The sequence below is a fragment of the Candidatus Villigracilis affinis genome (assembly GCF_016705895.1).
Classification (GTDB): Bacteria; Chloroflexota; Anaerolineae; order Anaerolineales; family Villigracilaceae; genus Villigracilis; species Villigracilis affinis.
In genome coordinates, this window is sequence record NZ_JADJKT010000036.1 from 629,340 (window position 1) to 654,905 (window position 25,566).

Annotated in this window: 23 protein-coding genes; all 23 read right to left on the reverse strand. The window is 48.4% G+C overall.

What is annotated here, in order from left to right; genetic code table 11:
- Positions 1-2: 2 nt before the first annotated feature.
- A complete protein-coding gene (locus IPI86_RS18175) occupies positions 3-1,070 on the reverse strand; it encodes an ABC transporter permease (protein ID WP_345299425.1) in 1,068 nt (355 codons plus the stop codon).
- Entirely contained in the window at positions 1,067-2,590 is a 1,524-nt protein-coding gene (locus IPI86_RS18180; RefSeq protein ID WP_345299426.1) for a sugar ABC transporter ATP-binding protein, read from the reverse strand. The genes IPI86_RS18175 and IPI86_RS18180 overlap by 4 nt, the downstream gene beginning before the upstream one ends.
- A gap of 127 nt (positions 2,591-2,717) precedes the next feature.
- A complete protein-coding gene (locus IPI86_RS18185; protein ID WP_345299427.1) occupies positions 2,718-3,764 on the reverse strand; it encodes an ABC transporter substrate-binding protein in 1,047 nt (348 codons plus the stop codon).
- 231 nt (positions 3,765-3,995) lie between these two features.
- Positions 3,996-5,039, reverse strand: a complete 1,044-nt coding sequence (locus IPI86_RS18190) for a LacI family DNA-binding transcriptional regulator (RefSeq protein WP_345299428.1) — start codon at positions 5,037-5,039, stop codon at positions 3,996-3,998.
- A 188-nt stretch (positions 5,040-5,227) separates the two neighbouring features.
- Positions 5,228-6,235 (reverse strand): ABC transporter substrate-binding protein, encoded by a 1,008-nt coding sequence (locus IPI86_RS18195; RefSeq protein ID WP_345299429.1) that lies wholly within the window; start codon positions 6,233-6,235, stop codon positions 5,228-5,230.
- 34 nt (positions 6,236-6,269) lie between these two features.
- Entirely contained in the window at positions 6,270-7,856 is a 1,587-nt protein-coding gene (locus IPI86_RS18200; RefSeq protein ID WP_345299430.1) for a sensor histidine kinase, read from the reverse strand.
- A gap of 21 nt (positions 7,857-7,877) precedes the next feature.
- A complete protein-coding gene (locus tag IPI86_RS18205) occupies positions 7,878-9,452 on the reverse strand; it encodes a response regulator (protein WP_345299431.1) in 1,575 nt (524 codons plus the stop codon).
- Positions 9,453-9,702: 250 nt separating this feature from the next.
- Positions 9,703-10,539, reverse strand: a complete 837-nt coding sequence (locus tag IPI86_RS18210) for a type II CAAX endopeptidase family protein (protein ID WP_345299432.1) — start codon at positions 10,537-10,539, stop codon at positions 9,703-9,705.
- A 12-nt stretch (positions 10,540-10,551) separates the two neighbouring features.
- Positions 10,552-11,061 (reverse strand): DUF2938 domain-containing protein, encoded by a 510-nt coding sequence (locus IPI86_RS18215; RefSeq protein ID WP_345299433.1) that lies wholly within the window; start codon positions 11,059-11,061, stop codon positions 10,552-10,554.
- Positions 11,062-11,204: 143 nt separating this feature from the next.
- Positions 11,205-12,230, reverse strand: coding sequence for a dienelactone hydrolase (locus IPI86_RS18220; protein ID WP_345299434.1), 1,026 nt, complete (start codon positions 12,228-12,230; stop codon positions 11,205-11,207).
- Positions 12,227-12,535, reverse strand: a complete 309-nt coding sequence (locus IPI86_RS18225; RefSeq protein WP_345299435.1) for a hypothetical protein — start codon at positions 12,533-12,535, stop codon at positions 12,227-12,229. Before IPI86_RS18225 ends, IPI86_RS18220 begins: the two co-directional genes overlap by 4 nt.
- Entirely contained in the window at positions 12,525-13,451 is a 927-nt protein-coding gene (locus IPI86_RS18230; protein WP_345299436.1) for an NAD(P)-dependent alcohol dehydrogenase, read from the reverse strand. Before IPI86_RS18230 ends, IPI86_RS18225 begins: the two co-directional genes overlap by 11 nt.
- Positions 13,452-13,505: 54 nt before the next feature.
- A complete protein-coding gene (locus IPI86_RS18235; RefSeq protein ID WP_345299437.1) occupies positions 13,506-14,189 on the reverse strand; it encodes a DUF2306 domain-containing protein in 684 nt (227 codons plus the stop codon).
- Between the two features lie 30 nt (positions 14,190-14,219).
- Complete coding sequence (locus IPI86_RS18240) at positions 14,220-14,897, reverse strand: hypothetical protein (RefSeq protein WP_345299438.1); 678 nt, start codon at positions 14,895-14,897, stop codon at positions 14,220-14,222.
- Positions 14,898-15,134: 237 nt separating this feature from the next.
- A complete protein-coding gene (locus tag IPI86_RS18245; protein WP_345299439.1) occupies positions 15,135-15,866 on the reverse strand; it encodes a hypothetical protein in 732 nt (243 codons plus the stop codon).
- Positions 15,867-15,916: 50 nt separating this feature from the next.
- Positions 15,917-16,333 carry a hypothetical protein gene (locus IPI86_RS18250; RefSeq protein WP_345299440.1) on the reverse strand — a complete coding sequence of 139 codons (417 nt, stop codon included), beginning with the start codon at positions 16,331-16,333 and terminating at the stop codon, positions 15,917-15,919.
- Between the two features lie 198 nt (positions 16,334-16,531).
- On the reverse strand, positions 16,532-19,171 hold the full coding sequence (locus IPI86_RS18255) for a LuxR C-terminal-related transcriptional regulator (protein WP_345299441.1): 2,640 nt from the start codon (positions 19,169-19,171) through the stop codon (positions 16,532-16,534).
- Positions 19,172-19,523: 352 nt separating this feature from the next.
- A complete protein-coding gene (locus IPI86_RS18260; protein ID WP_345299442.1) occupies positions 19,524-21,059 on the reverse strand; it encodes a serine hydrolase domain-containing protein in 1,536 nt (511 codons plus the stop codon).
- 165 nt (positions 21,060-21,224) lie between these two features.
- The gene (locus IPI86_RS18265; protein ID WP_345299443.1) at positions 21,225-22,397 is read right to left on the reverse strand and encodes a serine hydrolase domain-containing protein; all 1,173 of its coding nucleotides are present in this window, start codon (positions 22,395-22,397) and stop codon (positions 21,225-21,227) included.
- A 76-nt stretch (positions 22,398-22,473) separates the two neighbouring features.
- Positions 22,474-23,340: a type II CAAX endopeptidase family protein gene (locus tag IPI86_RS18270; protein ID WP_345299444.1), complete on the reverse strand. Its 867-nt coding sequence runs from the start codon at positions 23,338-23,340 to the stop codon at positions 22,474-22,476.
- An 80-nt stretch (positions 23,341-23,420) separates the two neighbouring features.
- The gene (locus IPI86_RS18275) at positions 23,421-24,086 is read right to left on the reverse strand and encodes a hypothetical protein (protein ID WP_345299445.1); all 666 of its coding nucleotides are present in this window, start codon (positions 24,084-24,086) and stop codon (positions 23,421-23,423) included.
- A 23-nt stretch (positions 24,087-24,109) separates the two neighbouring features.
- Complete coding sequence (locus IPI86_RS18280; protein ID WP_345299446.1) at positions 24,110-25,078, reverse strand: alpha/beta hydrolase; 969 nt, start codon at positions 25,076-25,078, stop codon at positions 24,110-24,112.
- The gene (locus tag IPI86_RS18285) at positions 25,075-25,548 is read right to left on the reverse strand and encodes a cupin domain-containing protein (protein WP_345299447.1); all 474 of its coding nucleotides are present in this window, start codon (positions 25,546-25,548) and stop codon (positions 25,075-25,077) included. Before IPI86_RS18285 ends, IPI86_RS18280 begins: the two co-directional genes overlap by 4 nt.
- Between the last annotated feature and the right edge of the window lie 18 nt (positions 25,549-25,566).

Genomic DNA, 25,566 nt, shown 5'->3' on the forward strand with positions numbered 1-25,566 from the left:
GGCTAAACCTCTTTTTTCGGCGCGCTGATCTTTCGTACAAAACCTTTGACCTGGTCTGAATAAAGCAGAATCACAAAGATAACAACCACGGCTTTGATCGCCTGGAGAGCAAACGCGGGTACGCCAATTGCATACATGGATTGGGTAATGGCCTGCATTACCAAAGCTCCAACCATACTGGCAAGCAGGGAGAATCGCCCACCAGCCATGGAAGTTCCACCAATCACCACGGCCAGGATCGCATCCAATTCTGTGGTGAGACCGATGTTATTCGCATCGGATGTCTTGATATTTGAGCTTGCGACTAAACCGGCAATGCCCGCGCAAAAACCGCAAAATGTATAAACCAGCAACTTGATCTTCTTCTCGTCAATTCCACTGAAATAGCTGGAGCGGAAGTTGATTCCAACTGATTCGATGAACATGCCGATTGCGGTTTTACGAGTTATGAACCAGGTGATGGCGAATACAATGGCCACCAGATAGAGTGAAAACGGCAATATGACCCAGCCCTGCCCGATAAATGCATACGGCTTGTAGGTGATCTGCACCCGAAGACCGTTTGTAATTAACTGTGCGATCCCGCGTCCGGAGATCATCAAGATCAACGTCGCCACCATCGGCTGAATCCTCATATAGGCAACCAGCACCCCATTCCACAATCCGCAGATGAGGGAGATGGCCAGGGCCGCGATGATTACCAGCCAAAGCGGTTGAAATGTGTAGTTGGGATCTGTAACGAAAAACACTTCATTCTTTAGCGCGGATGGATTCATCAAAATTCCCGCCACCGAAGCGGCAATTGCCATCGTTGCGCCAACAGATAGATCCACACCACCAGTTGCAATGACCAGCGTCATACCAATCGCCAGGATCATTACTGTCGAGCCATTTCGGAAGATATCGATCAGACTTCCGTGCAGGTTCCCCTCTCTATTTTCAATGGCAAAGAAACCGGGAATAAAAATAAAATCAAAGAGCAGGATCAGTGTTAAAGCCACGATGGGAAAGAAGAGTCTGTTCTCTGTGATCCTTCTCCACGTGATTGTTTGTTTGGTAGGCTTTTTCATGCTTCACTCCCTGCAATCGCTTGGATGATCGTGTTCTCATCCACCTCGCCGGAAAATTCAGCGACTTTCTCGCGTTCACGCAAAACTACAATGCGATGGCTTGTGCGTAACACTTCTTCCAATTCGGAGGAAATAAACACGCATGCTTTGCCATCTTCTGCAAACGACAGCACCAGCTTTTGGATTTCGGCTTTGGTGCCTACGTCAATTCCACGTGTGGGTTCGTCCAGAATGAGTATTTGTGGGTTGATTGCGAGCCAGCGTGCCAGAATCACCTTTTGCTGATTCCCGCCACTTAGGTTTTTGACGGGTTGATCTGCGGAGGGGGTGGCGATACTAAGTAATTTAATATACTTCTCTGCAATTTCATATTGTTCAGGCAAACTCAAATATTTAAACCAACCCTTGCTGGCTTGAATGGCAAGAATGATATTTTCTCTTACCGACAGGTCATCTACAATCCCTGCCGCTTTGCGATCTTCCGGGCAGAGGGCAACACCGCGTTTGATCGAACTTAGCGGAGAATAATCCTGAACGACAGAGCCGTTCATCGAAATGGAACCTGTGTCGGCTTTGTCGGAACCGAACAAAATGCTGGCAGTCTCCGTTCGCCCCGAACCGAGAAGTCCTGCCAGGCCGACGACTTCCCCGGCATGTAAATCCAGATTAAAGGGTTGAATGGCACCGGTCAAGCCAAATTCTTTGGCTTGCAATAACGCTTCACTTCTAATATGCTTGCTGCTTTCCAGTTTTATTTTTGTCATTTCGTCGAACTCGGCCAGACTACGGCCGATCATTTTTGAGATTAATCCAACGCGTGTGATCGCGCTTGTTTCATAAGTCCCAACCAGTTTCCCATTCCGCAAGACCGTGATCCTGTCAGAAATTTCGTAGATCTGACCGATAAAGTGGGTGATGAAAATGATACCCACACCTTCGTTTTTCAACTTTCGCATCACCTTGAAGAGTTGTTCCGTTTCATTAACATCGAGGCTGGAGGTGGGTTCATCCAGAATGAGTATTTTTGCAGATTCGATATAAAGCGCGCGCGCAATCGCCACCATCTGCTGAATGGCTACTGTGTAAGATCCCAATGACTTCGTGACGTCGATGTCGACACCCAGCAGGCGTTTAAGGGTGTCGCTGGCCAATGCATTCATTTTGGTCCAGTCAATGCGCCTCATTTTTTGAGGCTCACGCCCGAGCAAAATGTTTTCTGCGACCGTTAAATTGGTGCACAGATTGACTTCCTGATACACGGTGCTAATACCCAGAGATTGGGCATGTTGTGGAGATTTCGTCTGAATCTCTTTACCATCTAAAATTATTCTGCCCGAATCGGGCTTGTCCACCCCGGTTAATACTTTCATCAAGGTGGACTTCCCCGCGCCATTTTCTCCAACCAGGCAGAGGATCTCACCTTTTTTGAGAGACAAACTTACATCATCCAGCGCTTGCACGCCCGGGAAGGTCTTGCTGATGCCTTCCATACTAAGTATATTTTGATCTACCTCAGACATGCCTGCCTGCCTTTTGTAAATAAAATTTTTGACCGATTGGGAAGCGAAGAAAACTTCGCTTCCCAATCAATATGTATCTGGGTCTGATCTGCAATTCCCCAAGATTTAGCAGATGAGATTCAAAATTTTAGTACTTGCGACCAGCTGCAATATCCTTCAAATTCGGGTCGACCATGTAGAACACACTTTCCTGGGAGGGAATCCACTTGGGAAGTGTCTCACCATTCAGGGCAGCGAGCGCAGCTTCGTAAACCTGCGGGGCGAGCAGCGGATTACATTCCACGGTCACATTCAGGGTGCCGTCAAGCATGGCCTGGAAAGCGCCAGCAGTGGCATCCACAGAAATGATCTTGACATCTACTGCGGGTACGAGACCAGCTTCCTTGAGGGCTTCGATGGCACCAAATGCCATTTCATCGTTCTGACCGAAGATGCCCTGGACGTCCTTGCTTTCTTTCAACCAGGCTTCAGTGACCTGCTTGCCTTCGACAACGCTCCAGTTAGCGGTCTGGCTGTTGACTACGGTGATACCGCATGCTTCGGCTGTCTCACGGAAACCTTTTCCGCGGTCAATGGCGGGAGCGGCACCTACGTTACCAACCAATTCCCAGACGTTCTTCTTTTCGCTGCCTTCAAGCAGTTTGCACATTTCAGTACCGGCTTTGCGGCCTTCTTCAACGAAGTCGGCGCCGATGAAAGTGACATACAGATCTTCAAAACCGTCGATGCGGCGGTCTGAAAGAATGACGGGTTTGCCAGCGGCTGCAGCATCTTTCAGAACCTGTTCCCAACCGGTAACTTCAAGAGGTGACATGATGATCACGTCAACTTCGGGATCTTCGATGAATTGTTGGAAGCCAGCAACTTGTTTGGCCAGATCATTTTGTGAATCATAGAACTTGAGGTTAAGGCCCAATTGCTCAGCAGTTTCCTTAAAGGAAGCAGTGTTCGCAGCGCGCCAACCACCCTCGGAACCAGTCTGTAGGAAACCGACGGTCATATCAGCATACGTCCAAACCTTGGCTGGTGCTTCGGTGGCGACGGGGGCTTCAACAGGGGCTTCAGTTGCAGCGGGAGCATCTACCACAGGGGCTTCTGTAGCAACAACTGCGGGCTGACATGCGGTCAAAATCATGGAAGCAAGTACGATCAGAAAAGCTAATTTCTTAAACATGATCTTCTCTCCTTAATGGATCAATGTGCTCCTCCTTGCGGAGGTTTTCTTACACTATAATTGGGGCACGGGTGAGTGCCTTTCTCAGATGGGCATCTTTTCCCTGAAGTGCTTGCTTGGAGACGCCAATCAATAAGCGAGCACTTCTCTTTTTAATTTCATTATCTCTTTCAATACACCTCCTTTTCATTCACGCACATATCTTCACCTGCTCAATTTGACGAAATATGATCAAACGCATCTCGAACTTTCACGAACAACAAGGCTGGGTTGAATAAACCTTGATCGTGCCATCACAGACCGGTTTTCCTGTCGTGCCTGGATCATCTCCACGATGATTTGGACCGCTTGCTCACCGAGAAGCTGGAGGTCTTGATAAATGGTAGTTAGTGAAGGATAAAAATAAGCGGATTCAGGAATATTATCGAAGCCAATGACTGCCAACTGCTCCGGCACGCGGATTCCCCGTCGGATCGCTTCGCGCAGCACACCCAGGGACATCTGGTCATTGGCAACGAAGACAGCATCCAAATCTGGGAATTTTTGCATCAATTGACCAAAAGCCTGTTCTCCGCTGGCAGAGGACCAGTTGCCTTCCGCACAACGATATTCCGAAGTATCAAATCCAACAGAGTTCAGGGTCTCCTGCCAGCCGCGTTTGCGTTCATCGGCCTCCCACCAACTCACTGGACCTGATATGTGCCCGATCCTTTTCCGCCCACAGCTCAACAAATGCTGTACCGCCATCACTGCGCCTTGAAAGTTATCCGTGGACACGCTCGAAATACTATCGCGCGGTTTCATAGCCAGGAACAATATCGGCACGGTAATTTTGGATTTCTGTTCTTCAACCCAGCTGTGATTGTCCCCAATCTCGGGCGCCACCCATAAGATCCCGTCCACTTGTCGGGCAAGCAGAGAATCGATTACCTCGTCTATGCTTGTTGTGCTAAATTTATCGATTTCCTTCATCAAGAGCATGTAGCCCAGTTCATCTGCTTTGTCGGCGATGCCATTGATGGTGCGTGATGGGCCAATATATTTCAACCCGAATGTGACAATTCCCAACATAAAACTGCGCTGCTGACTTAAGCTCCGCGCAAGGGCGCTGGGGTTATAGGCTAATTGCTCAACCACTGCTTCAACCCGTTGACGCGTTTTCTCAGATACGTACGAAAACTTGTTCATCACGCGCGAAACCGTTTGGGTGGAAACACCCGCCGCCAGCGCTACATCTTTAATGGTGACACGTTTTCTTCGATCAGATAGAATCAAGGGATTGTCCTATTGTGTTATCGATAACATGTTATTAACAGAATAACCCTTTTGGGTACTAATCTCCATAGTTTCTTATTAGGAAAAAGTTGGTTTTTTATGGTTCAATCAAATAAAAAAATCTGCCATTCAATTGAATGGCAGATTTTTTTCGAAAAGAGTTAATTTTCTTTCGATTTAGGCAGCTTTTAGTATTTGCGGGTGGGTAAAATCTCGCTGGCATCTTCAGGGAAGAAAATACCCTCAATGGAGGGTACCCATTTGGGGATGGGCTGGCCGTTGACCACTTTCAGGGCAAGTTCGAAAAATTGTGGACCGAGCAGGGGGTTGCATTCGACCGTGGCATTTAATTTACCTGCGATCATCGCCTCAAACGCGCCTCGCGCAGCATCTATGGAAACAATCTTGATATCCTGACCAGGGTTGAGTCCATACTCTTCGATGGCATCGATGGCTCCCAGCGCCATATCATCATTATGAGCATACACCGCAGTAATTTCATTTCCGTACTTTTTCAGGAACGCCGCCATTACTTCCCTGCCGCGCGCACGCGTAAAGTCACCTGACTCCGAATCAATAATATGCATCTGGGGATACTCTTTTAGTATTTCTCGAAAACCCAAATAACGATCATTTGCGGGGGCAGAGCCAATCGTACCCACCAACTCGACAATGCTTGCTTTCTCATTTACCAGATCTGCCATAATCCGCGCAGCTTTGCGGCCTTCTTCAAGAAAATCGGAACCCAGATAAGATACATAGAAGTCTTCCGGCACATCCGCGCGCCGATCCACAAGGATGATCGGAATACCGGCATTTTTTGCCTCCTGAAAAACTTCCTCCCAGCCTGTTTCAACAATAGGTGAGATACCAATGATATCCACTTTTTGGATGATGAGTTTTCGCACTGCCTCGATCTGATTGTCCTGTTTTTGCTGTGCATCCAGGAAACGCAACTCGACCCCCAATTGTTCGGCAGTTTCTTTTATGGATATGGTGTTTGCAGCGCGCCATTCACTTTCAGCTCCAAGTTGGGCATAACCGACGATCAAATCTTCATATTTTTTCTCAAGCCTGGAATTTGAATTTGAATCAGGCAGCAGGGTAGATAATGAATCGGGTCGTTGAATACAGGCCACAGGTCCAAAACTGGAAGCGAAAAGCGTACATAAAATCAGGATGTGTGAGATCTTCATCAAAAGTACTCCTCGAATCTTTCTGCCGCGGTTCTTAATCCTGACCGTTGGCAGGGTCTTCCTTGTTGGGAGCTTCCTCCATTTTGGCTGGGATCACCAAAGTTACACAAGTACCGCTCGTATATTCACTTTGAACGGTGAGACCATAGGGCTCGCCATAATATAGCCTGATGCGTTTATTAACGTTGCCAAGCCCGAAACCGCTTTCCAATTTGATATCACTCTGATCTTCATCCAGTTCGGCACGCAATTGAGCAAGCTTTTCCGGCGTAAACCCAATGCCATCATCTTCCACTTCAAGCAGGATCTCGTTCTCCCCCTTGCGCCTTGCACGCACGTTAATCATGCCGCGCTGACGTTTATTTTTGATGCCATGATACAGGGCATTTTCCACCAGCGGCTGAAGCAGGAGTTTTAGGATTGTGTTCCCGGCGACATCTTCATCCACTTCTATTTTGAAATCAAGGATATCGCGATAACGCATCTTCTGAATCGTCAAGTAACTTTTGATACGTTCCACCTCTTCGCCAATGGTGATCCAATCCATGCCTTTGCTCAAGCTGATCCGAAAGAAATTCGATAATGCAGTGACGATCTTGACCACCTGATCGGTCTTCTTGGATTCGGCCATCCAGATGATCGTATCCAGGGTGTTATATAGAAAATGGGGGTTGATCTGGGCCTGGAGCGCGCGCAGTTCAGCTTTCTTTAGGTTTTCTTGTTCCTTGATCTTGGAATCCAACAATTCTTTGATCTTGCCGATCATAATGTTGAAACTCATACCAAGTTCGGTGATTTCATCCACATTATCACTGGTCATTAACGCTTCCAAATCATTTTTGGTGATGGTAGTGGTGACATCGTGCAGTTTTTTTATGGGTGTGTAAATACTGCGGGATAAACTCCAGGCGGCTACCACTGAAAAGCCCACGGCGCTAAAGATCAAAATGATGGAAAAGATTTGCCAGCGCACATAGCTTTCCCGCATCAATTGATACTGGCTTTCTGTACGATTTACTTCATACAGCACATAGTTCTGTACGACTTCTTCCATCACTGATGTTGCAAAGCGGATGTTCTCCAACACTGCCTCGTTCTCTGCGGCAGTGCTGTTATGGGCGATCTTGTCACCCATCTGGTCGACATATTCCTCCAGCGATTGCAAAGTTCTAAGGATCAAATCCAGTTTCACCCTGGCTCGTTGAGAATCGGTATTGTCCATCATCCAGCGAACTTTGGCGTTTACATTGTCAATGATTTCGTATTGCTTTCCCTCTGAAAATTTAACCTTCCCGGAGACGATCTTCCACATTTCATTATCGATATCTGGCTTGATGCTGCCACTGATGCTGTTAGCGGTGGTAATGTTGGTGATAATGGCGTCATACTGACGGCTATAGTTTAGCGCTTGCAGCATGGAGACGACATTGGTGGTTCCCATCAAAAAAATGACGATACAAAGGGCGACCAAAATCTTTACGCGGATGGATAGATTAAGCCCGGCAAGAAAATCGGCCAGCCGCCCTAAAAATTTACGGGGGGATCTGCTGGTTGCATTTGCCTGCACGCCAATTCTGGTCAAAAATTGTCTAAACCCAGGCGTTGTTGTTTTTTGAGCCACGTTTTTCTCCTGCAAAAGATCCTAAATTTGTGACCGAAATTCAATGGGTGAGAAACCTGTATTTTTTTTGAAGACCGAACTGAAATAATGGGGGTCGTTATAACCCACCTGATAAGCGATATCGGCCGACCTTAATGCGGTCATACGCAGCAATTCTTTTGCCTTGTTGATACGGATCTCAGTCAGGTATTCCTTGAAGGTTTGATGGGTTTCCTGGCTAAATACAACACTAAAGTGACTCGCACTCAGGTTTGCCTGCGAAGCCACATCGTTAAGTGTCAGTTCTGGATTTGTGTAATGGTGTTCGATATATTCCTTCGCCTGGCGGATCAGGGTTTTATATTGCCCGTTAGGTTTGCTGTCACGATAGGCCAGCGCACTGGAAAGGATATTATAAGTTTGTTCCTGCAACTGATCGATCGTTTTGATGGACGACATGGTCATTTCAATGGAATTCAACTCCGGTATCACATCGTCAACATCCCCACCCAGCTCGTTCACTAATTTGGCGGTGGCCAAAACAACATCCACGAAAATATAGTTTTTGATCAGATTTGATCTCAACGCAGTTTCACCCAATGGCCGAATATAAGCATTAAAGAACTCGGTAAACTCGTCTTTTACGCCATGACGCAGGTAATTTTCAACTGCCAATTTATCCACTTTGAGCAATTCCGCCCGCTCAACAGCCTGGTGTAACTCAGTTTTATTTTCACTGGCAACATATTCTATATTCGCCAATGCTTCTACAAATGACTGGTATATATCGGCAATCCGTTTTTTGGAGCCCCCTACTCCGCTGGTTACCTTATAGCGGGTCTTAGCAACTACCTGCTCGATTTCTTCAAGGAGTAGATCACGCTCCTCTTCGAGATATTCCGGTGTACTTCCTTTCATCATCAAGATCAGGTCGCCCCAATCCCTTTTTAGCACAAAGATATCTGGATTTTTTTCAGCCAACTTGATGACAGCAGATTGAACCTGCTGGTATTCGTCATAATCATAATTTTCCGTACGATCATCCAGTTCAATTTTCAAGATCACGATCAAATAACATCTGGCGATCAGGTCAATTCCCAGTATCTGTCCCTTCTCGATGGCCTCTGTAGGGGAAATTGCGCTCACCACCAATTTAAACAGAAGCCTCTCACGAAGTATGGCCTGGTTTTCTTCCACCTGTTCCTGAAGTTTTTTTAGATTTTCTTTTTCTTTTCTTTCCTGATCCAACTGCAGGGTAAGTTTCTGAAGGATATTTTGCAGTTTTTGAACTGTGACAGGTTTTAAGAGATAATCTGTAACTCCTAGTTTAATAGCTTCCTGAGCATATTCAAATTCATCATGGCCGCTGAGAATGATTATTTTTACCCAGGGCATGCGTTCCCTTACTATTTTACTGAGCTGCAGGCCATCCATAAAAGGCATCTTGATATCCGTAATCAATACATCGGGCTGGGCCATGCGCAAGAGCGGCAAAGCCATTTCCCCGTCAGCAGCTTCACCACAAAATTCAAATCCTCCAGCTTGCCAATCCACATTATCGCGAATTCCTTCGCGGGTAATGATCTCATCTTCAACAAAGAAAACTTTGTATGGCATATTTATTCTCCGCAACCTTAAACATTTTACTCCATACAAGGCGCTACGGCAGAACTCCGAATTCTCCCAATTCCATGATTGAAAAAGGAAAGAAGAGTCCGATACAGGTGTGGGGAAATTTAGCAGGAGTGTGCCCACAGCGCATTCTTGAGAGCGGGCTTTGCAGTGCCGTCCGAAGATCATGTATACAGGTATTAGTTTAGGTCCACGGTATATCACGTAGAGGAGCGTGTATGAGATTTTATTTCAGCTATGGATCAATACCCTTTGGTATGTCCCATCTCTGGATCAGTATAAATGTAATCACAACGCAAACCAAGCCAAGAACACTGGCTTCGAGTCCAAATTGACCACCAGTCAACCATTCTGGAACTTCATTAAAGACAGGTTTTAATAAGCCCGACTGGTCTGCACCACTCACGCCAAAACCAAGTACACCTCCTTGTGTCAAATTCGCCATAAAATGCAGACCAAGCGGCATGGCCAGGCTTTTGGTACGAATGAAGGCTACTCCAAACATGAGCGACGCAATAAAAATATTAATACTCGCCAAAACTTTGACATCCCCCGTCATGCCCGGATTATTCAAATGTGTGAGCAAGAAATACCCTGCCAATATCAATTGAGCTGGCCATTGGCCGAGACCAGCGATGAGGCGTTGAAAAATGAATCCCCGAAACAACAACTCTTCTGCCGCTGCAACTCCTACAAAGAGCAGCACAATTGACATTAGAGTTGAGAATCCTATGGGATTCCATTGCCAATGAACCCAGCCCAAAAACCACATGATGAGTGCGGGGACAAGCATGAGCGCCGCACCAGTCAGGCCGCCCAGGCAAAATTCCTTGAGCCAACGCATATTGAATTTTCCCAGCAGCTCAGTCAATGATTTCCGTCGCAGCAATTGACAAATCCATGAAGCAATCACAATGATAACGGCTTGCAGCCCAATGGAGACATCCATGGAGTTTTGTTGCGCAACCAGTAAAGCTGGCATCAAGATCGAAGCAAGTACAAGAAAAAAGATAAGGATCCACCAGCCATTGCGTAACTGGCGTTCAGAATTCAGAAATGGATTAATCGACATAAGACACCTTTGTTAAGCATACACATGTAACAACCAGTTGATTAGCAACCCGAACAGATAAAGACCGATACCAAACGCAGTATGATTCATCAAGCTGCGAAGTCTCGCCTGCGTCGGATTTGACGTCTTTGATGCAGCAAACCCGAGCCCAAATGCAGGCTGCATGATGAAAAATGGCATTAGAACCGTTCCGACCCCGAAGGTGAGTGCGAGAATCAGCGTCGGATGCTGAAGCCAGCTGTTACCTGCCAATGCAACAAAAGCGATGGCGAACGTGATGCCAATTATATAGTGGGCGATCCATCCGACCAAGCATTCTGCGCTTTTTTGTGGTGCAGATGCAATATTTGAATGCCTAAAAGTTCCATCCGACATGTGTCGGAGCCAGCGCCCAACTAGACAGTAATTGGGCGCTGCTATCTTAAAGGCACGTTTGAGAAACAATGCCCATAAGTCGGTGGTGAGTGTTGCGCCAAGTCCGATCAGGATTGCGCTAATGAGGGAGAGGGCCTGACTATTCATGAGATACCTTTTCTTAATTGTTTATGTCTAACTGTGATTAGACTGTACGGCTAACTCTTTTTTCATAAAGAATGCAAGGCTAAAGCTAGAGTGCCCGCGCAGTAATCGGAAGGCAACACAAGACTTATGAATCCATTTGTGTATCACGGATTTTTCATAATTTTTTCAAAGAACGCTATGATGCTAGCATTCATATTCTTATGGAAGGCTTTCCTGTCGAATTGTCCTTGATCCGAGCATATTTCGGGAGGCGCCAGAAGGCCGCAGGGTGTGAGAAACGAGAAATGGGCAGCGCCAGGAACAGAATGAAACTCAACCCTGGAGCCAAGCGCTTCGCGAACCAGCTTAGTATTTGTGGCATACGGAACATTGATATCGTTGTCGGCGCCCCAAAGTTGAATTGGCACACGCACATTGTCAAGTCCATTCGGAACCATTGTGAATCCCAAACCTGGTGCCGCCACGACCGCCGCCTTAATTCTCAAGTCGGGCAAAAAAGCATCTCCCATCGTTAGCGTATCGGTATTCAGGTAAGGAGAATTGACGGAACGCAGCAGATCGCAAACAAGCTCAGGCGACTCGACACAATGTTTCGCTATGATGCGAAGGTCTGGCTGAGCGCCGACGGCAGTCAATACCGTGAATGCGCCCGCAGAGAAACCAAAAGCGCCGATGCGTTCCGGGTTGATGCGGTCATGACCTCGCCAATTCTTGAGCATATAGTCGACGGTAATATGGAGTTCTTTGGTGCGCCCACTCAACCAGGACAGTGAATCAACAGCGCTTTGGTCAGCATAGTTATCACCGCTGTGCATGGGAGCTACGACTATATAGCCGTCGTTCGCAAGGGCAAGGGCTAAGTCGGCATGGCTTGCAGGCCCGCCGCTGTTTCCATGCGAGATGACTACCAATGGCAAAGCATGTCCTGAAATTGGGGCATTGCGAGCTACATCCATCAGCACGATGCTTAACATTGTCGTTGGCTTAGGTTGTACCTGAGTTGGATACCACACACCGGCGGGAAAGGCATGTCCGTCCGCATCAGGGATTTGAATTATTTCAAATCCTACAGGGTTCTCGGTTCTTAACGCTGTTGACATAGCATAGTGTACGAGCCCATAAGCCAGTATTACCACAACAATCATTATCCAAACAATCCATTTCATCATTTTTTCTCCTTTTTTGAACGTTTCTGCTTAACTGAATTGGTTGATATTTTCATCTCTACATGTTTGGGTTCAACCTGGTTCACAGCAAGCAATGGCATTCCTAAGTCACGAATTTTTTTTAATACTCCATGCAATGCAGACTGATCAACCATGATTCCACTTAAAAGGGTATTGCCATCTTCCTCCAAAGTGACCGTCAATCCTTCAAACCATTTCATCCGTTGTGGCCCCAAATGCCCTTTGATCTTGAGTTGATAGACCGTCTGTTGATTCGCTTCGGGTTTTGATTTTTGTTCATCTGTCATTATTTTGCCCCACTGAGATGACAACATTACCCTTTTTGTGTCCTGCATCAACGTAGCGGTGTGCCTCGACCATGTCTTCCAGTGGATAGCAGCGGTCGATGACAACTTTGAGCTTGCCTGCCTCGATCAGCTCTTTGATGAAGACCAGGTTTTCCATGCCCTCTTTCGTGCTGAGATTGGCCATCGTTACGAAGGTCCCGTTCGGCGCGAGAACCTTCGATGCTTTCGATTTCGGGAATTTTGCAAGGGTATCAAAGATAACGTCATATCGCTCTTCTCTGGATGAAAAATCCTCTTTTGTGTAATCAATGACGTGATCGGCACCCAGCGATTTCACCAGCTCCAGATTGGCGGTACTGCAAACCCCGGTCACTTCTGCTCCGAAATGTTTTGCCAACTGGATTGCGTACGTGCCGACACTTCCAGATGCGCCATAGATCAGGACTTTTTGTCCGCGCTGGATATTTCCTTTCCGAAGCATGCGCAATGCTGTGGTCGCGCCGATGGGAAGGGCTGCCGCTTCTTTATAGGTTATATTGGCTGGTTTGATCGCCACCATCGCCTTTTCAGGCAGACATTTATATTCGGCATAGCCGCCAAAATTCTCTGTGAGGGTGGATGCGAATACCTGGTCACCGATCTTGAAACGGGTTACGTTTTTGCCGACCGCTTCCACCACGCCGGAAAGTTCAGAGCCGAAGATCGGTTGTCTGGGTTTTGTGATGCCCAACGCGAGGCGAGCGGGGATCCATAATGCGGCAGGGACGGTAAAACTTCGCATTCGAAAATCCGCGGCGGTGACGGTGGTCGCATGGACTTTGATCAAGATTTCATTGTCTTTGGGTGTCGGTTTCTCGATCTCTTTGAGTTGAAGAACTTCAGGACCACCATATTGGGTTGCTACAATTGCTTTCATTTTAGACTCCTTATTTTTGAAAATATTAAGTGAACTTGATATCAATATTCAAATTTATGCTGTGCGGGTTTGTCTGGTTGAACCCTTGCGGATGCTCCATTCAGCCACGGCAAGATTGATCACCCAGGCTGCGCCATTCAACAACGCGTTTTGAAATTCATTGGGTGTGCCGAAGATCAGTGCACCGACCATACCCGTGAATACCTGCGTACCTGCACCAAGACCGATTGCGTAAGCGCGTGTCATCCAAGCTAGGTGCTGATCAACATCCTTCCGCAGGATGGCGAGGTATCCGATGATGATCGAGAGAACCATGCCAGTTCCGAACAGGAGCCGAAAGGCATACAGCAGGTTGCTTGCGCCTTCCGGGCGGGGATAGAACACGGTCATCCATACCCCTGAAAGCCCAACGAGAAGTCCAACTGGAACCAGAAACCTGCCAACCCAACGATGCCATTTACTTCCGCGCTGCCAAAGGCGACCCACGAACTGGAGCGCGCCAAGCAGGGCATAGACCGCAGATGCAATAATGTGAATAACCACAGGCGAGGGAGAGGCAAAGAAGCGCGCGTTGTCTGGTGTGATCTCAGCGCCGCTTGCCAATTCGTTCAAGCGTAACGCGCCAAAGATCAGGGGAATGATGCTGAGGAAGATCAGCCCGACGGGCACCCACCACGATATTTGAGTTTTTCTTGCAGGTGCTTTGATTTGACTTGTATTTTGAATGATCGCTTTCATCTTAAACTCCTTGGAAATATTTATTGGTACTCAGGCGACACTGCCTGGTTCCTGTGAAACGATTCTCTGATCAAGCAAGGATTCAGACAGTTTCTCTCGTCGTTCGGAAAAGAGGGCGTACCCCAGCCAGACCATAGCACCTCCTATCGGTATCGATGTCAACTGGACGAGCTGATAAGGAAGCAGCGTGAACATGGTGCCCGCCAAAGGACCTGATATGGCAAACAGGGCAGCCGCCCAGCGCGGCAGGATGCGAGCGCGGAACATCGCAATGCCAAAGAACAGGGAGCCAAGTACATAAAGTATCGATACGAGCGAATACATTGTTGTGAGTCCGCCAAGGTTCGTTGGTTCTCCAACCCCATTTGCCAACTGCAATACGCTTTCAACAAACGTTGGCGCTACGGTCGTCAACAGCGGCAGGATTGTGGGTTCGATGAATGAAATGCACATCTGAACTGCATAATAGATGGTTAGCAGAAGATAGCCAACCAAACCCAGCCAACCGGTTTCTTCCACTTGTCTGGCGTAGAGCCCTGTAATACCGAGCAGACCAAAGATTGAGATGGAGGTCTTGAAGGAAGTGATGATGATGAATGTACTGGTATTGATAGATGGATGGGTCGGCTCAATAGCCGTGAAAATAATCCCTGCCACCACGGCGGATAAACCTGCCCAACGGATGAGTTTCGGGGTTGTCACTTTCATTTTGTCTCCTTTTTGAACCTATAAAATAAGTGTCAGTGGGTGACACCCGGCATCGCTGCCTGTTTGGGTTCGATTGAAGACAATATACAAATCAATGTGGGGAGATGTCTTCCCCACATGTGGGGATTTCGGGTGGGGATTTATGGAGGACGGGAACGATCGATTAGGTGGCAATTAAGTACACAAGGGACAAGCAATCCTACGGCGCTTGTCCCTTGTGTAATGTCTCTCGCGAATTTACTTGGCTTCGGTTTGGCTAAGCTGCGAGCTTACCTTGCCCGGCACGACTTCCGATGATCTCTCGCGGCGTTCAGAAAAGAGCGCGTATCCCAGCCACGTCAAAGCCAATGCGATCGTCAGCAATGCGACCTCAGGTTGGTACTCTGCAGGGACCATTGCGCCTACGGGAATTAGCAAGGCGCCGAAGGCAAGCAGACCACCCGCCCAGCGAGGCAGGACACCGGCACGGAACGTAGCAATGCCAAACAGTAGGGGTCCCAGGATAAACATGGGTCCTGATAGATTCCACAGTGTTGGGAGGATTCCGAGGTCGATCTCGCTGGGGACGCCGGTAAACATCCCAAGGAAGCCTGCCACAAACTCCGGTAGTACAGTGGCAAGACGAGGCAGGATAAATGCTTCCATGAAGGAAAAGGGCATAACGATCCCAAACCAGAGGCTCATCAAGGCAAAGCCCGTCAGCCCCAGCCAACCGGACTTTTCTGCCTGCCGGGCATACAGCCCTGCCATGCCAAACAGTCCAAAGAAGCTCATGGCAGTCGCGGCGATGTGGACATTCACCCAGGTGGTAGTGGTAACGGCTTCAGGGATGTTCACGGGATGAAACAACCCCATGATGACCATGCATAGTCCTGCCAGCATTGCCGATAAACCTGCCAGCCGCATGAGAGTGGATGCAGTCATTTTTGTCTTGCTCTCTTTGATCGAATTCTTTCCTTTGGCGTTCATTTATTTTTCTCCTTTTGAATTCATAAAATAGGTTTCGAATTTCGGGATATCTACTTCCTCCACGGATCGCCGGGCGCCTTCAGATAGTGATTGAAGACATAACCCCAGGGCATCACAAGTGGAACCAACACAATACCCACGAGGTTGTTGATCAGTACCTCTTGAGCGTCCGGAGCTAACTGCCCGGCAGACCATTGGGGGAGCGCGAACGCCAGAACCCAGACAGCCTTCCACAGAAACTCGAAGAACAGCAGTGGCAGCATCTTGAGTGGGCGATGAATTCCTACCCCTGCCAAGAGCGCTAGCCCAGCGAGCACACTGAGCACAACGCTGCCCATGGTCGACAAGTTTGCAGGAGGGTTGAAAATCGCGGGCAATTTATAGATTGCCAACCCAATAGCCATGAACGCATACATCGCTCGCAACATGTAGAGCCTTAATATCGATACTTCAGACCTGGTATTCATATTTGTCTCCTTTTTGAACCGATAAGATAAGTGTCTGAGGTGGACACCCGGCGTCGTCGCCTGTTTGGGTTCGGTTGAAGACAATATACAAATCAATGTGGGGAGTTGTCTTCCCCACATGTGGGGATTTGGTGTGGGGAGAATCGAAAACCCCGCCACATTTCTCTGGCGGGGTTTGGGATTTTGTGAGTTTCAGGCTTATATCAAGCCGAGTTCAATTGCCTTTTTTACAGCCGCTCGACGGCTATTGACGTTGAGTTTGTTGTAAATGCTCTTTGTATGAGTCCGAACTGTACTCAATGCGATGACAAGTTCCTGTGCGATCTCGGGACCCGACAATTCGGTTTTGAACAAGCGGAGGAGATCCAACTCACGCTGACTGAGCGCCTCGATCAGGGACGATGAAGCTGATTCAGCGGAAGGAGGCGTTTCTACATCCAAGCCTTGATCTTCCACTTCAAATGCAGATAACAGCTTGCGTGTGTAGTTCGGCAGGATTCCGCGTGCATCCATATCATGAATTAATTCTGCCATGCTAGAGCCTTCAGCTAGGAATATTCGCATATAGCCTTCAGGCTCAGACAGTTTCAGGGCACGCTCCAGGGATATAAGAGCAGCAGGCCTATCCTCTTGCATTTGATGAGCGAGTGCCTGCAAGATCAGGATTTCGATCACACTTCCGATCCTGCCACCTTCATCTGCCGCTTTCAAGAGGCGCTCCAGTAAGCCCAGCGCGTCGTGAAGCAAACTGATTAAATGGTTACCCTGATATTGAGACAGCAGAATCCTGACAAATGTGATTTGCTCGAACTCCCGCAGATAGCTGGGCTCTTCCTCAATGGACAGCTTCCGTTCACGCGCCCAATCAAGAGCCTTTTCCAACTCGCCTTGCTTGACCCATACTCGCGCCTTCAACGCTGATGTTGGGCGGACGTTGGGGGAAAAGTCGCCCACATATAGGCTTTCTGCCTCATCAAGCAGGTCAAGCGCGCCGTCCAGATCACCCTGAACTTCTTGTATTTGAGCCATGGCAACACGCCAGCGATATGGGTTTTTCGGTAATCCGTTAAGTTCACCAAGCTCCTTGCTTTTCAAAAGGTGTTGCTCGGCGATATTCAACTCATTACGCTCATAGTAGAGCCCGCTCATTCCTACATGCATGTCTGCCGCGCCTCGCAAAACTGGAGCATCCTGCTGCTTTGTCGCGAGCTGCAATCCGCGCTCGTAGATACTCATTGCCTCGTGTAAATGACCTTGCGTGATCTGTAAATCCGCCAGAGTAACCGAGCCGCCGATCACATCTGAGATGAATCCAACTTTCTGCAAATAAGCCATCCCTTTAGAGAACATCTGGTACGCTGTCTCAAGATCGCCGTTTGTCCAAAATGCCAGTCCTAGCAGAGATGATGCTGACCCGCGTAGGAGATCGTCATTCTCACGCGCCAACTCAAGCACCTGCTGGGCATGTTTCATGGTATTTGCCACATCACCTTGAGTCAGGGCAATCGCGGCATGATACATGGAAACCAAGCCGGGCAGACGCTGAAAATCCTCTTTATCCACGTAAACAGGTTGCACTTGAGTATCCGCTGGCATATCCAGCCATCGTTCGGCATTGCGCAGGCGGACCTTAACACCGTCAAGCTGACCTGTTTGCAGCAGCGTGCCTGCATAGTGAACGCTGAGCACAGGTCTGTACTGGAGCACTTCGTCAGGGATCGCCTTAAGCCAGTTTAGCAGCTGAGTCTCCTGTCTATTTCTCCGCGCTTCCGGTACGGCTCGTTCGATCAGGTTTGCCGCTCGCTCGAAATCCTGAGCGGCAAGGGCATGGTGAATCGCTTCGGATGTGGAACCATTCTGCTCGTACCATTCACTTGCACATCGATGAAGAATAGGGATTTGATCGGGTTGCTCCGTCATCAAATGCATACGAAGCACATCGGCAAAAAGATGGTGATAGCGATACCAGTGACGCTTGTCATCCAGCGGGATAAGGAAGAAATTACCCCGCTGCAATGTTTCCAATCGCTCTTTGCCCCCCAACTGGTCAGTAACGGCATCGCACAGCGGGCCATTCAATCGGTCAAGGATGGCAGTCTGGAGTAGGAAGTTTCGAATCGATTCGGGCTGGCGCCTCAGGACCTCTTCAACCAGATAATCCACAATATAGCGGTGGTCTCCTGCGAATGCATGGATGAATCCATGAACATCCTGGCGGCCTTGCATCGAAAGTACGGCTAATTGCAGTCCCGCGATCCAGCCTTCGGTGCGGATTTCCAATGCAGAAACCTCTTCCGTCGAAAGATTAAGATCCATCACCTGGTTGAGAAATTCGGCGGCTTCGGACGGAATAAAGCGCAAATCTGTAACGCGCAATTCGGTCAATTGATTGCGAACTCGCAACCGAGCCAAAGGCAGATTTGGATCCTCACGAGTGGTAATAACCAAATGCAATTGTGGCGGCTGGTGATCGACCAGAAAATTGAGAGCATTATCAATCGCTTTGGAATCAAGCATGTGGTAATCATCAAGAACGAAAATGAAATTGTCCGTGACTGCTATGACCTCATTTAGCAGAGTTGTCAGAATCGATTCGATTGGCGGTGGTTGAGGGGTTTGAAGCACACCCAGCGCCTGTTCCCCAATATTTGGTGCAATCGTCTGCAAAGCAGAGATAAAGTAAACAAAAAAGCGGGTGAGGTCGCCATCCTCTTCATCCAATGATAGCCAGGCGGTTGGTCGTCCGCAATCCGCAACCCATTCGCTGACCAGCGTCGTTTTGCCAAAACCTGCAGGAGCAGAGATGAGGGTCAGTCTGCGGCCAGAACGGAGACCCATGTTCAGTTGTTCGATCAGGCGAGAGCGAAGGACAATTTTAGCCCGAGGCGGAGGGGTATAAAGTTTAGTAGCTAAAATTGATGTAGACATATAATAATTATAAAACGAACATCCGAAAAAATGGCATTTTCCCCGAACAAGAGAAATCGCCCATTATCTCCCCCGATAAACTACAGTCCACCTTTTTCAGCAGGCATAATTTTGAAAAATCATGCCTGCTTGTAGAGGCCCTAAAAGTGGATGATTTTTATAAGTATTTGTTCGATAAAATCGTATTCTTCCGGCTTACACTCCACGCAACCACAACAGCTGACACAAACAGCAATATGGACATTGTACAAATGTGCGTACTTTAGATCGCAGATGCTTTCGCAGCTGGGTTATCGTCACCAACGATGGCTTGCCGTGTTTGCAGAATCAGCTTCATGCGGATGACACCTGTTAACAACACGGTCAGCGCAAATACCCAAATCCACAAAACAAAGTCGGGGAAGACGGTCAGGACTTCAACCCATGATTGAGCGCCAAGACCTGTGACGATGACCACGCGGATACCGATCAGGAACGCTAACGCAAAGCCGATCTCCCACGCCGCCCGCAAGCTGACTCTGATCAAGGGCAGACGATTCTCCTGTTGCTGTACCAGCAACCAGCGGCGCCAGAAGCGCATCCGCAAAAGTGGGAATAGCACAATGGCAAGGAGTCCCGCCAACAGGGTATCGATCATCAAATAGACAGTCCCCAAACGGGTTGACGTAGGCGCGGGTTCAAGATCAGCAAGCATCCGAGCAACACCTTCTTCGATCTCCCTGTATGCACCTTCATAAGCAACAATGCCGAATGAATTCATCAGCACGACCGCACCGCGCTTTGTTTCGGGCTGCATGAGCAGCAACGAATGAAAATTGACATTGACGCCATCGTGCCAGACGGCAGGCACATCGCCCACTGGCGCAATGACCCAACCAAATCCATACCCGCCATTCTCACCGCGTTTCGTTCCCGCTACTTGCATGGCCGCAACGCTATTCGCGGACAGTAAGTTTGTATCGGCGTATTGACCATCATTGAGTTGCGAGATGAGGAAGTGACTCATATCCTCGGCGCTTGAGATCATATACCCGGAAGGAAGCTGCGAAGGATTGTAGGGATGTTGTGTCGGCACAGACAGCCCGAATAACCACTGATACCCTTGAGCTAATCCAGCCTGCTTCGCTTCCTGCTCGGATGTGAAACTTTGCCGCATATCTAAAGGAGTAAAAATATTTTCCTGCATGTATGCGCCAAAAGATTGCCCAGAGATAACTTCGATGACGCGGCCAAGCACGTTGTAGTTGCCGCTGCAATAACTGTGGCGTGTGCCAACAGGCGCGTCGAGTTTTACAGTTTGAAGTTCGGCCACATATTCTTCAATGGTTTTGGCGTTTATTTTTGTGTCGCAGGCCGTGGCGGGGATACCGCTGGTGTGGAGCAGAAGATGACGCACCGTGATCTGGCCCGATGCGGTCAAGTCAGCCACTCGAAACTCTGGCAGATATTTTTGCACGGGGGCGTCGAGCTCAACCTGACCCGCATCAACCAATTGCATAATTGCCACCGCAGTCAACGGCTTGCTCACTGAGGCCAAAATAAATGGCGTTTGCGGAGTGATGGGGCGACCCGTTTGGTCGGCCTTTCCATAGCCTTTCATAAAGATCACCTTGTCGCCATCAACCAGGGCTAATGCCAGTCCGGGGATTCCGTGGCGTTTCATCTGGTTGTTCACGAAGGTGTCGATCTCTTCCACTTTCGAGGCGTTTACGGAAGACGCCGACGCAACGGGAAGCTGCGAGAATGAAAAAATCAGAATCAGCAAACCAATAAAAACTCTCGTAGACCATATTTTCATATTCTCTCCTTTTCAATACCTAATAAAGTTTTTTCTGCGTACTTTATACAAGAGATTGAGCATGGCTGGGTGCGAATCTTTGGACAAAAACTAGCACAATCTTTTCCGAACTAAGTGTGTGGAAAAATCTCCAAGGACATCATCGGATTTCTTCCTTCGCTTTATTTACCATTTTAAACTTTTTATTAAATCAGCAAGCCCGTCGCGGTCCAGATCTGTTCCATTCGAAAGGATGGCGATGCCCAACCTGTCATCGGGATAAAGGCGCATGATCGCGGCGAAGCCCGGTCCACCGCCACCGTGTTCAAGGTAGCGCTTGCCATTGGATTCGCCAACCGCCCAACCAAGTCCACGGCCATCGAGCGGGGCGGTATTTGTCAGCGTGGAGATTGATTCAGGAAGCAGGATCAACTGTCCGTTAGGTGTGACGCGGTTGAGATATGCGAGCATCAACTTTGCCACGTCAGGTGCGGATCCGATCAGACCTGTGGATGGAGTCGCATCAATGTAAACTCGATTCATCCAAAGCATTTTTCCATCCCGCTCGCGGATGAGTGTATTCGTGTCCAACAGAGTTGGCAGGAGTGGTGTGAAATAGTGGACGACAGGCAGCGTGCCAGCAGCTTCGTGTTCAGCCATTGCAGGCGAATAAACAAAACTTGTTTGCGACATGCCAAGCGGCTGCAAAATATTTTCTGTGATGTAAGTCTCGTAGCTTTGACCAGAGACAGCCTCAATGACCGCTCCCAGCACCATGTAATTCAAATTACCGTAAACAGCCTTTGTGCCTGGCTCGAATTTCAAAGTGTTGAATTCAGGTAAATATTTTTTCAGCACATCAGTTTGATTGAACGTTTCATCGTTGTAATGCACCCAGCCGATCATGGCAGGGATGGGGTCGGGCAGACCTGATGTATGTTGAAGCAAGTTACGAATGGTGATGGCGGGGCTGGTATTTGATGGATAATTCACCTCGAACCACGGCAAATGTTTTCTAACCTCATCATCGAGATTCAGGTTGCCTTGTTCCTGCAACTGCATGATGGCAAAGGCGGTGGGAATCTTGGTCATCGACCACCAGTGATAGACGGTATCGGGCGTGGCTTTGATATTGCGCGGACCATCGGCAAAGCCGAAGGCTTTGTTGTAGACGACTTCGCCATCTTTGACTACGACAGCCGATAATCCAGGCGGATTGCCTGAAGCAACCAATTGATTTAAATAGGTTTCCAATTCTGTGATATTCGCTGCCTGCTTCGGCGTGGCTGGCGGATGAGGAGCGAAGGTGTATAAACTCAAAATGATAATGAGTAGAAGGATTGAAAGTGATATCAACATGGTTCGCCTTTTCATGACTTGCCTTTCATTTAGTGGCAGTCACATGTATCGTGACTGCCACCTTTGGTGATATTTTTTATTCTTGAATTCTTGTATTTGTCCGTGAAAGGTTTTCTGCACCAGATACGGCAACCACAATAGCAGCAACGATTACCATCACGACGGTCATCATCCAATCCTGGAAATGATTGTCAGCAGTTTCGATCGAGAAGACATTCGTCCATGTATTGAAAGCAGCGTGCATAAAATAAGCCAACAGGACACTTCCACGGGTGTTGTTGTAGATCCATGTGAATAGGATAGTCAGAGCGACGGCTCGAATTGCAAAGCTGGTAAATGGGCCCATGTTCATTGCGGGGTCGAAAAACAGCGGCAGGTGGAACAAAGTAAATGGCACGCTGAGAATCACACTGGACACCAGCGCGTTATATTTAGATTGCAGTTGTGGCAGGGCGGAACCGCGCCAGGCGAGTTCTTCGCCATTGAGGATGCCACGAACTATGAACATGACCGTGATATTGAGCAACAATGCGATTGGGACAGAAGGCATTTCAGTAGACAGTATCGGAAGCGCAGGAGAAGGTCCAAATTGGTTGCCAAGCAGGACGGCCGCAATGCATATCGCTGCAATAACAAAGATGGAAAAGGCGTACCACCTGAATCCAACGCGGGCGATAAAAAGCTTTGAAAATAAAGCACGGATCCCTGCCTTGCCTTTGGTTATCCCAACGACGATCACTGCTGCGAGAGTTGGCATATACGCCTGCATAAGCATCACTGGAATCGGCAAGCGGAATGGCAAAACATTATGTGAGGCGAGAGCATCCCAGATCATGAATGGCCAGGTCAATCCAAGTACAAGCAGGAAAATAATCAGGGTTTGATACCTCTCAACAAGTGAACTGAAGCTGGTTTTGTTAGTTGATAGAACCGAAGTAGTCATTGTTAAACTCCTTATATAAAATATTCAACGAATAAAATTTTCAATATGGTGCTACAAGAAAGAAATGAGGCTATCTGTTTTCACGCCTCCTTTCTGTCGAACCAGTACGCCAGACCGCAGATCAGGAACGGTTGGAAAATCCATGACATGGCGGCGCCGTTGGCAGGCGGAGGCGTATCGGCGAATAACTGTCCCGTGACGGTCAAGGTGGTGATCAAGATCATCAGGGCGGCGATGCCGTAGCGGGCGAGGTTTGTCTTTGGCTTGACTGTGATGAGGTAGAAAACAAAGCCAAAGATGACAAGAGCAGTTTCCAGTGCGATGGCGAGCGGAAGGTTATTCCACAGGCTGAGCCCGATCTTCGGAGAGTCATCCCCGAGCAAAGGCATTTCGGGGATATGCACGAACCAATCCAAAACGAAATGGGAGAACACGGTCAGAGCGATTACCCATCCCGCCTGACTGCGCTCTTTGTATGTCCAGCGCGGCAGGACGGCGTACGTTATTCCGAATGCAAGCGCTGACCAGATAATTGAGGCCGCAAGTCCATGCGAGTACGGGAACGTGAATGTGAGATAGTGCGTCTGCGCGAAGTTCGCAGGGATGTGGATCTGCTCCAATCCCAGCAGAACAAGAATACCGAGCAGAAAATCATGGAACAGGGCGGCGAAGAACAACCAGCCTAAATTGATGCGGCGTTCCATTTTCTTGAGAACCAAACCAGCGGCTAAATGTCCAGCAAACATGAGATACTCCTTTTACTTTTCTATTATTTAGATTCAACCAGTTCACGAATAGCGTCAATGACCAGGTTCGGTTCATCCAATTGGATGTAATGTCCGCTTTGCGCGGCGATGATCTGCCTACTGTTTGAGGACAAGTTTGCCAACTCACTCTGCATTTTTGTCCATTCTTGCTCGAACACGTCATCATCACTGCCTGGATCAGGGAGGCCGTGGCTCAAAACGATTAGCGGCAGGTCACCCAACTCTGAGGTGTTCGTTGGGGATATGTTGGAATAGAAAGCGGTTGACTCAGCAATGGAAGCATTGAAGTAATTCGTGGTTGCCAAAACCGCCTGATACTGTTTGTACGCTTCATCAGGGAAGCCGCGGTTTGGGATGGTCGCAGGTGAGATTGCCATCAACCCGAATGAACTCATTGCGGATAATGTGCGGAACTGACCGATGAACTCATCCGCAGAATCTTTTAGATGTGGCATGCGCGATACCTGCTCCTCATGAGCGGAATCCACCAACACCATGCCTGCCACTTCATCGGGATAGCTCTGTGCAAAGAGGCGCACGATGATCCCGCCGAAGGAATGTCCCACCAAAATGTAGGGACCTTCGATACCGCTGTTCGTCAGCAGGGTGTGAAGTTCCTCCGCCATAACCGCGCTCGTGCGTGGATGAGGACTCGCCTCACTCCAACCCAGGCCTGCCCTGTCATACGAGCAGACTCGCGTATCCTTTGCGATCTCCGCTTGCACCTTTGACCAACTTACATGGAAGTCATTCAAGCCCGCTTCAAGGATCACAGTTGGGCTGCCTTCTCCCATGCAATACAAGTGCATGGTGTAGCCGCCGACATCGGTCAATTGACCAGATGGCAGATTCTCGCGCGTGAGTTTCGATTTTGCGTACATGCCTGCAGCGTAGGTCAACGCACTCAAACCTAAAATAAGTATCAACAAACCAGTCAGCATCTTCTTTGTCCATTTCCAAAAAGTACTCATTTTTTCTCCTTATCTAAAGCTGGTAACGAACCCAAGGTTTCTATTTTGAAGCGAGCTTCCAACATCATCGCTTCAAGATCATTAAAGGGCTTGCCGCATGCGATAACGAATTCATCAAAACCTGATGGGACGGTCATGTACGATATTCGCGCGTGCGCTGTTCCAATCACACGAAATCCATGCGGTGTGCCGCGCGGCTGGAAGAAAAACGATCCAACTTCTGCACGTTGTTTTTCATCGCCCCAAAAAATATCAAGTGCGCCTTCCAACACATGGATCGCCACATCTTCTGCGTAGTGGATGTGAAGCGGCGTTTCGTATCCAAGCGGGAGCAATATATTGAATAGGTTAAATGCACCTCCTGTCTGTTCTGCGCTCGCCATAATACTGACCAGCACTCCCAACGACTCAAATCTTTGTTCTCCATCGTTGAGCATATAAGGTTTGGTTTGAAGTGAAGTCTTTTTCATGCCCACATTAAACATCCC